Here is a 14623-nt window from a genome sequence, read left to right as displayed (position 1 = left end):
AACGCTGCTTTCGGTTTCCCCTGAGATTCCACAACATCTGCGATTCCATAACATAGTTTTTGAGATAGTCAGGTTGGTTTAATGTACGGTCCCATGATCATATCTTTATAAGATCCCCCTGCCGGGACCTTCGGATACAGGACCTCTTCCCTGTCCGTGCAGGCTTCCAGGAAGCAGGGTCCGTCTGCATTCATAAATGCTTCAATTTTCTCTTTCAAATCATTTCTGCTGCTGACTCTCTCAGCGTAACTGAAGCCAAATGACCTTGCAATCTCTGCAAAATGCACATCTTTTGGCCTTTGCGTTCCTGTACGCATTCCTTCGTAAGCTGCATCCTGCAGGTTCTGGACCATACCATCGCTTCTGTTGTTCAGCATGAGTATCTTGATCGGAAGGTCCAGCGATGCGATGGTATGCAGTTCTCCCAGATTCATCCTCAGGCTGCCGTCCCCATCGATTGCTATGACTCCTGAATGCGGGTTCGCATAATGGACACCGATTGCTGTGGGCATGGAAAAGCCCATTGTGCCAAAGGAGCCGGAAGTCATGAAAGATTTTGGGCACTGCATTGGTAGGTATTGTGCTGAGAGCATCTGGTGGTTGCCTACACCGGTGGTGATCTTTGTGCTTCCGTCAACGTATTCTGAAAGCATTGAAATGACCTCGGCAGATTGTATGTATTCCGATGTCCTGTTGTAATCCAGAGGCCAGGATCTTTTCAGGTCTCTTGCCCGCATCTGCCACTCCCGAATATCCAGATATATGTTATACTTCCGGGCATAGTTCAGCAAGTCGCGGAGCGCTGTGGCAGCATCCCCGATGAACGTGAATTTCGGACTGCGCTCGATTTTTATCTGATGCATTTTCTCGGGATTGATATCAATGTAAGCTATGTCAGTACCTATTGCAAACCCGACCTTTTCTGCAACCCGGTCATCCCATCTTACCCCGATAGCGAAGAAGAAGTCGTTCTCCTGTATGAGCATGTTCGCATATGGGGTCCCGAACATTCCCAGCATTCCCAGGTTCAGGTCATCCCTTTCGTCAACGACGCCCTTTGCCATGAGTGTATTGACAGAAGGTATTCCGAAAAGCTCATTGAATTCCCTGATGGCCTGGCTTCCGGCTTTTGAGTTCAGGCCGCCTCCAAGATAGAGCAGGGGCTTTCTGGATTTGAGCAGCAGCTCAAAAAAGGCTTTGCATTGTTCCTCACACAGGTGCCTGTCATCGTGATAACTTCCCTCGAACCTTGTGACGGCCGTACCATTATACTCATGGTTTTTCATCTGTTTGTCAAGAGGGAAATCTATGACTACAGGCCCGGGTTTTCCTGACTTTGCAAAGTAATAGGCATCCTTGACTATGGCTTCTATGTCATCACCATTAGAGAGCTGTATGACCTTCTTGGCTGCATCCCTGAAGATGCCTTTGACATTAATATGCTGGAAGGAATCGGTGCCTATCTTATGCTCAGGGACCTGCCCTGCAAATACAAGCAGGGGAATGCTGTCCCCATAGGCATCAGCAACGCTGGTGAGCGTGTTAGTTATGGCAGGTCCGGATGTGACTATGGCTACACCTACCTGGTTGCTTGACCGTGAATAACCTGCTGCGCTGAATGCTGCCGATTGCTCGTTGGAATTAACTATAATCTCAATATCACTGTGCCTGAGGGCATGGAATACCGGAAGTATTGCTGCTCCCGTATAGCCAAAGATGTGTTTGACACCCAGGTCCTCCAGACTCTTAATAAGGACTTCTGCTCCACTCATTTCTTTCATCTTAAAACTCCCGGAAAGAAACCAAAATGGCAACAGGACGCACTATTCAGTATATTAACCAAAAACAGCACACTTGAGCCAGAATAGTTTCTTTTTCTTGCTCAAGCGAATAGTACTACCACTAATACAACTACTACAGATACGGGTAAATTGGATTCCGTGTAGTTTGTGGTAGAATTTAACATTAGAATAGTGGAGGGAGATTGTTATATTTAAGGGTTGCTATGAGGTTTTCTGAATCTTCAGTATCGAGTGAAGGTCATTCATTGAAAACCGCTTGCAAAAAAACTAATTATAAACATGCTAATATAAAACTGAATTTGCCATAGTTGGCTCTCCAAAAAAGCCATTTCCTCAAGGACCTGCAGTCACTCACCTGAAAGGATTTGGCAGGTACACAAAAATAGCGATAATAGCAAGCAAAACAAGGGCAATAGCCAGAACCGCACTGATCAATTTCTTTGCGTCCATTTTATCGCTCCATTGTTATTTTAAGCATGATCACCTATAAAAAACATTTCATTTTCTCGGAGATTGTTTTACATCTAATATTTTAAATAAAAACGAAGAGTTATCAGTTTTGTACCGATTTATAGAAAGTTTCAGCAAACTATCTCTCAAACTGTCTCTTTAAGGTGAAAACCATGGGAAGCCAGAAACTGATCCAGGACCCCCAGCAAATCGAAGCCATCCTCGCAAAAGCAAAGTTCATCCGCCTCGCCCTCTCCGACCCCGAAACCAGCAGCCCTTATCTTGTCCCCCTATCCTTTGGCTATAAGGACAACGCAATCTACCTCCACGGCTCATCCACAGGCAAGAAAATCGACATCATCAGGAAGAACAACAAAGTCTGCTTCGAAGCCGACATCGAAACCGAAGTGATGACTGCCGACGACCCCTGCAAGTACAATGTCCGCTACAGAAGCGTAATCGGGCATGGAAAGGCACAGATTGTGGAAGATTTCGAGGAGAAAGTTGAAGGGCTGACGGTGCTCTCGGAGCATTACGGGAAGAAAAGACCCTTTGAGTTTGATGAGAAGAAAGTGAAGAAGGTAGCCGTGATTAAGATTGAGATTGAAAAGATGACGGGGAAAGAGTACGGGTTTTAATCGGTTTATCCGTGTTTTATCCTGTAAATCATTATTAATCCCGTAAATTTCAAAAACAGCAACAAGGAGTTTACTGTAAAGTACTGTAAAGCCAAATATTTTACAGTAAACTGCTTTTTTCGATTTACTGTAAAATATTTCGAGGTTTTGAACTTTACAGTAGACCTTCTGGCTTCGGATTTACTGCTAATTGCCGTGATCGAAATTTAACAGTAAACAACCAGAATAAGTTTTACTGTAATATATTCCTGCTCAGGCCGGGCTTCGCCCGGAAACTATTCCCTGTTTATCGTTAAGTACCCAAATTCCTAACCAACCTCAAGTGAAAGTTTAACCACAGAAAGCACGGAAAACACGGAATAAAGGAAATAAAGGCACAATCCTTCTGTGCTTGTCGAATAAGTCAGGGGGATTTCTCCCCCTTCCTCTTCTAAGAACCGGACTTGCACCTTTCAATGCATCCGGCTCAAGCATTCTATAACCCTTTATGTATCGGGCGGCAGTCTTATGACTGCCTTTGTAATCCTGGTTTGCAAGTTATTAACTCCCTTCCGACTTTGCGCCAGTCGATCTGTTGCCAGAGCTGGCAGAGTTGGGCGTCTGTAAGCTTCTTATCTTTACAGATATCGTTGAATGACTTACATTCATAATTTTGCATCCTTCATACAATAGAATACCGTTCAGTAAGTCTGCACTCTTTCGAGTTAAGGCAAGTTTGAACCTCTATCCAACCTATTACCGGTTGACGTTCGCTTTTTACTGATTCCTATACCCTCTATGTCATCGTAGATCCTCACGGATTTCCTACCCAGTAGGGAACATGTAGGGCTTACCAAGTTCCATAACATGAATAATTGTAGATTCCTTAGGAGCCATCTATAAGCCGAGAACCGTTTGTCCATTCACTGTAGCGTCACAGAAACCGCTACAGTCTGATTCCGTACCTTTTGGTTCAAGCGCGAGTCCAATTTCGCTTGTTCGGAATAACGACTCTTACAATGGTTCACTTTACGTTCTCCATAGAACCTTTATCCTAGCAAATAGTCTGAACTGGACTTTCAGAGGTCTTCAAATTGTCCCAGGAATCAAATTTCATCCCAGATGTAAAAGAAACCCAGCAGGGGTAACCTTGCAGGTGTAAATGCGTCCCGCAATAAATGGGAAGCGTAGCCTGCTGCCGCAAAGAAGAACCCGAAAGCAACTTCATTCCCGGGGTTAGTAGTCAGGACTTCTGCGTAGATATAGATAAAGAATAACAGCACCAGTACCAGGAATAGAATTGAATGGAAAAATTTCCTGTGATAGCCGCCCCTTGGCGGTTCCAGCAGGTCAGGCAGCCTGGACCCTATTGCTGCGGATGCGATAGCTAGCAGTATAAATTCAAAGCCGTAGATAAGACCTCTTGAATTTAAAAACAGGAGTAGAAAGATAGAAACCATTACCCCGATGTACAAATGCTCTTTTCGGCCTGCCATAGTGCATACCACCTTTTCTCATATCATCGGTGTATCGAATAGATAATTGTATATTAAATTTTGTTCAGGCAAATAGTTACATTCAGGAGATATTTATAAATAGTTTTTATAAGATAGCCCTTGGTCAGTAATTTTTATTGACTAATTTTTCCAGAGACCCCGTATCAGTATTTTTATCAGGGACTCCGCATCAGTATTTTACCAGGGACCCGGCATCAGGGAATCCTGTAAACCAGGACATAAGCAAAGAAGCTTAAAAACAGCCTTATCGAAGAAAAGGCAATCGAAACCATTGAGAAGGCCAGCAAATAGATATTGAGGGCAAGAATATCCAGGAAAAAGCCGGATAAGTCTGCCTTGAGAAGCAGAGCGATTATGTTTACCAGGAAAATAAACAAGAATATCGTAACAAAGCCTCTTGAAGCTCCTTTCAGGTCTTCTTTGCTAAGGGCGATGTGAGAGGAAATCCCGATTGCCAGGGCAAAATAGATCCAGAAATTGAGGTTACTCACGTTTTCAGCCGAGAAGATGCTCCCGAAGAGTTCGGCGGTAAGCATGAAAATCTGCCCCAGGATCTCGGAGTCCAGCCGGGTGGGCTCAAGGGCCAGAAAGTTCGAAAAGCTGGAAAAGGAGGCAGGCAGAAGCAGATGCATCCCCAGGACCAGAGCCGCCGTCCCGCTGAAGATGGGCCCCATCCCGATGAAAAAATTCCCGATGTTCTGATAGAGGCTTTTCGGGTCCCAGCCGTGCTGGACGTATCCCAGGACCCCGTCTTTTCTTTTCAGGGCAAGCAGCTTGAACTCTTTTACATTGTGCCGGAAGAGGTAGCACATTATCAGGTGGCCGGATTCATGCACAGGAGTGCCTATCCAGGCGGTCAACATGATGCCTTTCCAGCCGAACACCCTCTGGATGTAGAAATTGGCTCTGTTTCCTATAATGCCGAGAATCAGGCCTATCAGGATGAGGAGGCCTGTCACGCAGAAGGTTTCGAACAGGCTAAGCTTCAAAATCGTGAGTAACGTGTTTTCCAATTTTCAACCCCCTGGCTTCCGGATAATGGCTAAAAGCCTGCAAGCCTTTTCTATAGTTAAAAGGGTAGATAAGTGATATTAAAGATTTTCTCAAACAGTAGATTTATCCAGGCATATATTCAAGCATATATTCAAGCATCGTTTTTAATGTGACACGTCTTTTAACTTACAACAAAAGTTACTTTTACGATTATAGCAAATAGTGAAGCGGAGGATTTTGAGCCTGTGGACCTGGAAATCAAACGTGGGTATGAAGTGCTTCCCGACAACACGGTGAGGTTTGGCATCCGTGTGAGCAACTCCGGGAATTCGGCCATTTCCGATGTAGAGGTCATCCTGGATTACAATTATTCGCTTTTCGAGCTTGAGGGCAATATTGTGGAAAAGCTCGGGACGCTTCCCCCTTCTGCTCCTCGAACCGCAAAATTCCTGCTAAAACCTCGCGGCTGCGTCCACAGGGAGGAGATCGGGGCGACGGTCCGCTACAAAGACCACAGCTGGGAAAAGCATACCCTTGATATGCGTCCAAAGGAAATCCACTGCGTCTGTCCTTTCCTGAAAGAAAAAGCAATCACAAGGTCCGAGTTCCTGAGACTTTCCGATACCGGGAATTCAGCTGAACATGGCCTTAATTTCGAAAACATCTCTCCTGAGAAGCTCGTAGAGTTTCTGTCCCACACCTGCAAAAACCGGCTGTACAAAGTTGACGAATTTTCCATAGAAAACGGGAAAGTCCTCTACCTGGCGGGGGAATCTCTCGGAGAAAAGGCTTATTACCTGCTCACAGCCGTTGTCCTGGAAGAGGGGGGAATTGTCCGGGTCCTCCTGCATGCAAACTCGGACAAAGCCTTCGGGCTCAACGGATTTTTGAATGAAATTCTTGAAAACCTCCGGCACCTTGTGCAGAACATCGGTGCTGCCAGGGAAATCGGGATTATCAAAAAGGAGCAGGTCATCAACATCATTGACTCGGTGGTGCAGCACACAAATTTTGCAGGGGGAACTGAAGCGCCAGAGGTTGCTGTCCGGGGGAGTGTGGTGCAGCGGAGCAAAATAGGCTTCCTTGAAGAAGAAGAGGAAGAGGAAGAGGAAAAGGCTCAGGCAACAGAACAAACCATAGCAGAAAAAACCGCACCTGAAAAAGCCGTTAGACATCCGCCTGAAAAGAAAGCTCCCGCAAAAGAGCCTCTCACCCGGCCTCCAGAGAAAAAACCCGATAACCCACCCAAAAAACCGATACCTGTCCTCGGCCTGATGCTCATTGGAATCCTTCTTGCGGGAGCTTCTGCCATAGTCCTGGGCTGGGGTGGAGGCCCCGGAAATCCTGAAACTTACACAAACTCCATTGGCATGGAATTCGTGCATGTCCCGGAAGGAGAGTTCATGATGGGCTCGCCTTCAGGCGAAAGAGGCACAGACGCTGATGAAAGTCCCGTGCATAAAGTTACGATCGAAGAGCCATTCTACCTGGGAAAATACGAAGTTACCCAGGAACAGTGGCAAAAAGTAATGGGAAACAACCCCTCACATTTCAAAGGGGACAGGCTCCCGGTTGAAAGGGTTTCCTGGGAAGAAGCCCGGGAATTCATACAAAAGCTCAACGAAATGGAAAAAACCGACAAATACCGCCTCCCCTCGGAAGCCGAATGGGAATATGCCTGCAGGGCAGGGAGCGACGCCAGGTATTCTTCCGGGTATGATGTTTCCACCCTTGGGGAACATGCTTGGTACGATGCTAATTCGGAAGACAAAACCCACCCCGTAGGCCAGAAGAAAGAAAACCCCTGGGGCCTTTACGACATGCACGGGAACGTCTGGGAATGGGTTCAGGACGGCTGGCACGATTCCTATTACGGAACCCCTTCCGACGGCAGTGCCCGGGAAAGTTCAAGCAACTCCCTCAAGGTCAGGAGGGGTGGGAGCTGGGAAGGCAGCGCCGGGTACTGCAGGGCAGCTAACCGGGGGAACAGCGGCTCAGGGTACAGGAGTTCAGGGCTCGGGTTCCGGGTTTTGAAGGAATTGTAATTTTTTTGAAGGGACTGTAACCCGTTTTCAGTTTACTCATTTCACCTGATCCCGAAAACCTTTTTTACACCATAAGAGATCGGCTTTGTAGAAAAGCAATCTAAATCAAGCCGGACAGGGTAGCCGTAATTCTACCATTTAACATTCCTGAAAACCTTTTTTCTATCTGCTTTTCAGGTACCGGCATTCTCACCGGTCAGCTTGCTGACCGGCTTTTCCATGAAGTATATTTATAAGACTAAAAATTGTATGCAAGTTGCCATAAAATATCTTCAGATGATTTAAAAATCAGAATATTGACATGAGGAGTCGAATAAAAATAAAAGCTCGTATAAATGGTAATGGCAGCCAATGATTGTAGCTAATGATTGTAGCTAACAACGGTAGTTTATTTTGTAAGCACTTTGTCATGAAGGTGTTTTTTGAGTACTTTCACTTTTTGTTTTTTTTCATAATTTCAGGAAAGGCCGCTTGCTTACGCAAGCGGTGAGGGCCCTGTGACTCGATACTAAAACAGAAACAAGCAAAGTTGGATACTATTAAGCCCTGATCCCTGTAATGAACCAGGGCCTTTTTCTTTTCCCGGAAGTGGACTCATTTGTGTTATCGAAGGCCATGGGCAGATACTTAAGACGAAAAGGTGAATGTAATGTTAACTGACTGTAATACCAATGGACTGCAATACCAAGGGATGGGACAAGTGGTTTCAGAAAGCGAAGAGAAAAAACCTTCAATAAAAGTCGTAAAAGATGGTCCGTATCTCGTCAAGAACTTAAAGAACTTCAGGAACTCAAAAGGGGAACCCATTGAAACAAAGCCGACAATGGCCCTTTGCAGATGCGGAAAGTCAGAAAACAAACCCTTTTGCGACGGAGCTCATTCAAAGATCGGGTTTTCGGGAGAAAAGGAAGAAGACCGTATACCCGATAAAGTGAAAGATTACAAAGGCGAGAAGCTTACCATTCATTACAACAGGGGAGTCTGCGCCCACGCCGAATCCTGCGTTAAAGGCTCATCTTCCGTTTTCAGGGTGGATAAAAGGCCCTGGATCGACCCGGACGCTGCGGACCCGGAGGAAATTGAAAAGATAGTCCGAAACTGCCCATCGGGAGCCCTGAGCTGTTCCAGGGACGGGGTGCCGTATGAAGACGAAACTCGCCCTCCTGAAATTACTATTTGCAAGGACAGTTTTTACAAAGTTGTCGGAAATATCGAACTGGAAGACCCTGAAGGTTCGGTCCCGCAATCAAAAGAGCATTACACGCTCTGCCGCTGCGGAGCTTCAAAGAACAAGCCATTTTGTGACGGGACGCACTGGAAAATAAAATTCAAAGACGACAAGAACTGACCTTTCCAGAACACTACGGTAAAAAAGGAAAAATTGAAAGGCAAAATGTGAAAATCAAAAAAATTAAACAGTGAAATTAAACAGTCATAGAGAGGGTGAAAGCTGTTTCACCGAATCTAAAGCCAGAAGATCATTTCTGTCTTCCACGTCGAACCAGACAGGTGTTTTGTCTTCCGGGTCGCAGTTGTAATTTATCGTTATTTCCTCATTTTGCTGGATATCTCTTATGCAGACGTATTTCAAAAGACCGTTTTTTAGGTCTTTTTCGTATTTTGCGTTCGGGGTGTACGAGTGGTTGTATAAGGACCCGTAACCCAGGGCAACCGCTGCTTCTCTTGAGTCGGAACCCCAGGCGAAGTAGTAATTGAAGAGCTTTGTGTGTTCCAGAATATCTACTTCTTCCGGGGGAAGGACTATGACGGGACAGGTTTCTATGATTTCGTCTTTTTCGAAATGTTTCTGTGCAAATACGCCTTTACCTTTGCCAGGTGCGTCTTTAACACTTATCAGTGACATTAGATCAGGCTCCTGTAACTTGTTCTACGTTGCCTGTGAATTATTCTACTATGTGGCATAGGCTAAGAATTTATAGGTTTCCGTCCGCAAGGTTCCGGGGAAATTTTGGGCCGATTTAACCCCCTTACAACAAAATACATGAAAATTAACAAAAATGATAATTTATACGTATCCATATGGAAAATTCCAGTTTATCTTTTTTATCACTTTCTCCCTTAATGCCCCCTTTTCCTCACACCTCTCCAGTACCCCAGCCCAACCAGCAGCAGCGGATAAACCACCCACCAGCTGAACCCCGAGACCAGAAACGAAAGTGAAACAAAAGAAAGCCCCGTAAAAACCCACCGCTTCCACCCGGTTTCGAGCTTCCAGTACGAGAGCACCACAAAAGCGTAGAGGAAGACAAAGTTCTGGTTCACGATGAGCACCATGGCTGAAATCGGGACTTTGAAGACATAGGTCGCAGCGATGAGGATAAGGGAAACTGCATAAAGAGCAAGCAGAGCCGGGACAGGGATCGATCTTCCCGAGAGCTTGCCCAGGGAGGCGGGGAAAATCCCCTCGTTTGCGGCGGAGTAGAGCAGACGGCTGGCTGTGAAGTTCCAGGAGCTTGCGTTTGCTACCAGGACGATTACGATCAGCAGGAGCAGCAGGTTTCCGCCCGGGGTTAGCTCGACCAGGCCTGCAAGGCCGGAAGCCCCTTTCAAGGAAACACCGCTTACTTCAGCCCCGGCTGTTGTAAAGGCGAGCAGCAGGTAGATGAAGACCACCACGGCAAAACTCAGCCAGTAGACCCTTGGCACGTTTTTTTCCGGGGACTCCAGTTCCCCGAGGGAGAAAGAAAAACTGCCCCAGCCCAGGAAAGCCCAGAAGAGGAGGGCTGCGATTGTCCAGAGGTTTTCGAATTCCACGCTGCCTTCCCCTGAAAGAACCTGTGGGAGGAGGGAGAGACCCGTGACAAAAAAGTCCAGGTTAAAAACGGAAATTACAAGGAGCAAAAGGACCAGGACCCCCAGGGCTGCGTAGTTGACGAGCGAAACCGCCCTGACGCCTGCAAGGTTGAAAAGGGTCATTGCAGTTACGATTAGCACGGCGAGAAACGGAACGTAATCAAAGGGCAGGGAAAAGAGGCGCTGAACATACTCAGCCCCGATAAGAGTGAGAGCAGGGATTCCGGGAACCGAGCCAAAGACCAGGTAAGCAACTGCATAGCCTCCCCAGGGGCCGACTGCTGCCTCGGCATAGCGGGCAAGGCCTGCACTTGTGGGAAACTTCAGGCCGAGGGTAGCAAAGATCCGGATCAAAGGAAAGACTATAAGGGAAATCAAAATCCATCCCAGGACAGCCTCGTAAGGGTTTCCGATTTCCAGTACCAGGCCCGGAAGGCCGAGAAGGCCGGAGCCTATGATCATGGAAACTGCAAGGGCGGCTCCTCTCCAGAGTGTTATTTCTTTTCCAAGCCCGGGACCGGACGTTTTCTGGCCTCCTTTATGTGTCCTCGATCTTATTTTTCATGATTTTTTAATCCGGGCCGCTGCCGGATAGATAGGAAAAAAATTAGCGTGAGTTAATGTGAGAGTTTTGCATCATGGGTTTTGTTTTCAGGCTTTAAAATGCTGGTGTTTGGGCTTTGTAGAAACTTTGGCCTGTAGAAAACCTACCTAAATCAACCCGTACAGGGTAGCTGTAATTTCCCAGTTAAGCCTTTCCAGACATCTTTTTTCGACTTGCTTTATAGGTACCGGCATTCTCACCGGTCGTCTTCGACGACCGGCTTTTCCACCCGAATTCCGCATCGGGAGCACGGGGTCCGTTTCGCTCGCTTTGCTCGCTCAAGCGGACTAAAAAGCTGAGTTTTAAGTATTATTTTTTATTTTTTGGTTATGCTGGGCTGCTGCGTGCGCTTTTCCGAAACAACCGTAATTTCTAAAAGAAATCGAAATGAGCCTTCCCATCATTTCGTTGTGAAGTTTCCGTAAAATCCGAAAAGTGTTTGCACGATTGCCTGGTGGGTCCCGGGGCTCTCACCGGTCGTCTTCGACGACCGGCTTTTACATTAAGTATATTTAAAGGAACAAAAATAGTAACTAAGTATAGTCAGGTAAGTGACCAAAATATGCTTGGATAACCAAAAAATCAAAATATGGCGTGAAGTGAGTTGAATAAAAAGAAAAGCCAATAATTGCGGTTTATTTTGCAGTTGCTTCTTTTCAGAAATTTAGGAAAGGGCCGCTTTCTTCGAAAGCGGTGAGGGCCCTGGGCACTATATGGGGATCAAGACCTGACTTGAAATTCAATATAAGATATGTCACAAACCAGGGCCATTTTAAGCAATATGACAGGATTTGTAGGGAGGCGGTGTTTGGCTTTTAACTTGCCTCATCCTGTCAGCTTCAGTAGCTTTCAGTGCTGAAGCCCGGCCAGCAGTTCACTTTCATCAGAGCTAAGCACATATTGCTTTTCTTTCTCAAGCAGTTTCTCCTTTTCGGAAACGTTCCACCTGTAGTATCCGAGACCTATCAAGAAGATCGGGTAGATAATTTCCCAGGTGAAGCCCGAGACCAGAAAGGCAAGGGAGGCAAGGGAAAGTGCTGAAAAGACCCATCTCTGCCACCCGGATTCGGATTTCCAGTAGGCAAGGATGATGAAGGCATAGAGGAAAACGAAGTTCTGGTTAACGAGCAGGATCAGGTCCGAGACCGAGATCCTGAAGAAATAGGAGGCCAGGACCAGGGCAAAGGATGAGATGAAAAGGACCGCAAGGGCTGGCACCGGGATGCCTCTAACGGACAGTTTTCCAAGGCTTTCAGGGAAAATTCCGGTCCTGCCACCGGAAAAGATCAGGCGGCTTGCGGTAAAGTTCCAGGAGCAGGCGTTTGCTGCGACCACTATGACCATGAACCAGACCAGAAGGTCTCCTCCGGGGGTGAAGCGAACAAGGCCTGAAAGCCCGGCTGCACCCTGGAGAGGGACTCCGGCTGCCTTTGCTCCTGCGCTGATGAAGGCCAGGAGGAGGTAGATCGAGGTTACCAGGACAAAGCTCAGCCAGTAGAGGCGGGGGACGTTTTTCTCAGGGTCCTTGATTTCCCCGAGGGAAAAGGAGAGGTTCTCCCAGCCAAGGAAAGCCCAAAAGAGGAGGGCTGCAATGGTCCAGAGGTGCTTCAGGTCCACGATTGCGCCCATGCCTTCACCTGCATCTGCACCCATAATCGGGTTCAAACCCACCTTAAGGGCTTCAAGGGCAATTTCGAGCCCTGCAGATAAAAAGTTCAGGTTGAAGAGAACAAGCAGGCTCAGCAAAAGAAAGAGCACGGCAAGGGCTGCATAATTGATCAGGGAGACGGCCCTTATGCCTGCCAGGTTTGAAAGGGTCATCAGGATTATGAGGAGGATTGCAAAAAGGGCAACACCCAATGCAGAAAGGGGTAGTAGCTGCCGTACGTATTCAGCTCCTACCAGGGCAACGGCAGGGAGCCCGAAGAGGAATGAGCCTGCGACCAGGTAGGAAACCGCATATCCACCCCATGAGCCGACGGCTTCTTCGGCATAGCGGGCAAGACCAGAGGTGGAGGGGAATTTCAGGCCCAGACGGGCGCAGATATGAATAAGGGGCAAAGCGACAAGAGAGATAAGCAGCCAGCCAAGGACTGCCTCGTAGACATTTCCGGCATCAAGGGCCAGGCCGGGGAGCGCAAGGATGCCTGTTCCGATAAGCATGCAAATTGCAAGCCCGAGGCCCCGCCAGAGGGTTATTGTTTTTCCGAGTTCGGTCATTTTTTCGTCGCCGTACATTTCACATTTCAATATATATTCTTTGGCCGGCTGAAATCAAGCATTACTTCCACTGGAAATCCATCAACGCTTTACTCAGGACATTGAGCAGCACATTAAGCAGAAAATTGAGCGGCAAATTAATTGGCAATTACATGTCCGAATTTACAGGTCCGAACTTGCAGGAAACGCTGTCTCTTCCTTTTCACTGTTTTCCTTTTCACGTTTCTGACGCCTGTTTTTCCTGACAAAACCGTAATACCCGAGGCAGGTCAGGGCCACGGAATAGAGGATTTTCCAGGTAAAGCCCGAGACCAGGAAGGAGAGCGAGAGCAGGGAAAGGGCCGAGTAGACCCAGCGTCTCCATCCGGTTTCGATCTTCCAGAAGGAAAGGAGAATGAAGCCGTAGAGGAAAAGAAAGTTCTGGTTTACGAGCATGATCAGGGAAGAAATCGGGACCTTAAACAGCCAGGTTCCCAGGATCACCAGTACGAAGATTACGTACATGCTCAGAATGCTTGCAAGGGGCTGCCCGTGTTTTGAAAGCTTCCCGAGGTATGCGGGCAGCACTTTTTCTTTCCCGGCGGCGTAGAGGAGGCGGCTGGAGGCAAAGTTCCAGCAGGTTACGTTTGCCAGGATCACGATTCCCATCAGCCAGATCAGCAGGTTCCCCGGAGGCGTGAATTTTACCAGTTCCACCAGTCCGGACGCCCCTCCCAGGGGGACTCCGCTCGCATCCGCCCCGATGCTTGTGACTGCCAGCATGAGGTAGATGAAAATTGTAAGGACAAAACTCAACCAGAAAACCCGGGGCACGTTCTTTTTCGGGTCCTGAAGCTCCCCGAGCCCGAAAGACATGTTTTCCCAGCCCAGGAAAGCCCAGAAGAGAAGGGCTGAGATTTTCCAGACGTTATAGGGGTCAAGGGTTTCAAAATCCCCTCCTGCAATTGCGGATACGCCTTTTGAAAGGGCTTCCATGGAAAAACCTACGCCTGAGGCAAAGAATTCGAAGTTAAAGTAAGTAAGGGCTGCAATCAGGAAGAGGAGCACAACTACGGCTGCGTAATTGAAGAGCGAGACAAGCCTGACCCCGGCTATCGTGATGAGAGCCATGGCTGTGGCTATAAGAATTGCAAGCAGGTAAACCCCGGATGGGGGAAGGTCAAAGAGGTGCTGCAGGTATTCCCCGCCGATAAGAGCGACCATAGGTTCTCCAAGCATAAAAGAGCCGCAAACGAGGGCTGTTACCGCATACCCTCCCCATTCTCCAACAGCTTCCCTGGCATAAAGGGAAATCCCTCCCGAGTACGGAAACTTCACCCCGAGCCTGGCACATATCTGGATCAGGGGCATTGTTGCGAGGATGATCAGGAGCCAGCCGTAGACCACTTCCTGCACTGTCCCTACGTCCGCCACAAGGCCCGGCAAGCCCAGCAGCCCGGAACCTATGACCATCAGCATGGCGAGCACCACACCGCGTCCGAGAGTTACTGTTTTTTTAAGTTCGGTCATTTTTCATCCCTTCAGAATCAATAAAGCCATGAAAGTTGATTGATAAATATAG

The 14623-nt window shown here is 47.6% G+C and carries 10 protein-coding genes; 3 read left to right on the top strand and 7 right to left on the bottom strand.

Annotated features, from left to right (window positions below):
- Positions 1-68: 68 nt before the first annotated feature.
- Positions 69-1781, bottom strand: coding sequence for a thiamine pyrophosphate-binding protein (locus MSMTP_RS08560; RefSeq protein ID WP_048178643.1), 1713 nt, complete (start codon positions 1779-1781; stop codon positions 69-71).
- 644 nt (positions 1782-2425) lie between these two features.
- Between MSMTP_RS08560 and MSMTP_RS08555 the strand changes: the two genes are divergently transcribed.
- On the top strand, positions 2426-2890 hold the full coding sequence (locus tag MSMTP_RS08555) for a pyridoxamine 5'-phosphate oxidase family protein (RefSeq protein WP_048178642.1): 465 nt from the start codon (positions 2426-2428) through the stop codon (positions 2888-2890).
- Positions 2891-3975: 1085 nt separating this feature from the next.
- Here the strand turns inward: MSMTP_RS08555 and MSMTP_RS08550 are convergent.
- A complete protein-coding gene (locus tag MSMTP_RS08550) occupies positions 3976-4365 on the bottom strand; it encodes a metal-dependent hydrolase (RefSeq protein WP_052718331.1) in 390 nt (129 codons plus the stop codon).
- A 215-nt stretch (positions 4366-4580) separates the two neighbouring features.
- Positions 4581-5399 carry a hypothetical protein gene (locus tag MSMTP_RS08545; protein WP_048178641.1) on the bottom strand — a complete coding sequence of 273 codons (819 nt, stop codon included), beginning with the start codon at positions 5397-5399 and terminating at the stop codon, positions 4581-4583.
- 225 nt (positions 5400-5624) lie between these two features.
- On the opposite strand from MSMTP_RS08545, the gene MSMTP_RS19965 reads away from it, so the two are divergent.
- Positions 5625-7424 carry a formylglycine-generating enzyme family protein gene (locus MSMTP_RS19965; RefSeq protein WP_052718330.1) on the top strand — a complete coding sequence of 600 codons (1800 nt, stop codon included), beginning with the start codon at positions 5625-5627 and terminating at the stop codon, positions 7422-7424.
- 700 nt (positions 7425-8124) lie between these two features.
- The gene (locus tag MSMTP_RS08535; RefSeq protein WP_231582972.1) at positions 8125-8772 is read left to right on the top strand and encodes a CDGSH iron-sulfur domain-containing protein; all 648 of its coding nucleotides are present in this window, start codon (positions 8125-8127) and stop codon (positions 8770-8772) included.
- An 84-nt stretch (positions 8773-8856) separates the two neighbouring features.
- Here the strand turns inward: MSMTP_RS08535 and MSMTP_RS08530 are convergent, their stop codons facing one another.
- The 4 genes from MSMTP_RS08530 to MSMTP_RS08515 all read right to left on the bottom strand — a co-directional run bounded on the left by MSMTP_RS08530 (position 8857) and on the right by MSMTP_RS08515 (position 14571).
- On the bottom strand, positions 8857-9288 hold the full coding sequence (locus MSMTP_RS08530; RefSeq protein ID WP_048178639.1) for an SET domain-containing protein: 432 nt from the start codon (positions 9286-9288) through the stop codon (positions 8857-8859).
- A gap of 215 nt (positions 9289-9503) precedes the next feature.
- Complete coding sequence (locus MSMTP_RS08525) at positions 9504-10736, bottom strand: APC family permease (RefSeq protein WP_255351041.1); 1233 nt, start codon at positions 10734-10736, stop codon at positions 9504-9506.
- Positions 10737-11691: 955 nt separating this feature from the next.
- Positions 11692-13062 (bottom strand): amino acid permease, encoded by a 1371-nt coding sequence (locus tag MSMTP_RS08520; protein ID WP_048183116.1) that lies wholly within the window; start codon positions 13060-13062, stop codon positions 11692-11694.
- 162 nt (positions 13063-13224) lie between these two features.
- Positions 13225-14571 (bottom strand): APC family permease, encoded by a 1347-nt coding sequence (locus MSMTP_RS08515; protein ID WP_048178637.1) that lies wholly within the window; start codon positions 14569-14571, stop codon positions 13225-13227.
- Positions 14572-14623 lie beyond the last annotated feature (52 nt).

The sequence above is a fragment of the Methanosarcina sp. MTP4 genome (genome assembly GCF_000970045.1).
Lineage (GTDB): Archaea > Halobacteriota > Methanosarcinia > Methanosarcinales > Methanosarcinaceae > MTP4.
This window is presented reverse-complemented; position numbering and strand designations above follow the sequence as displayed.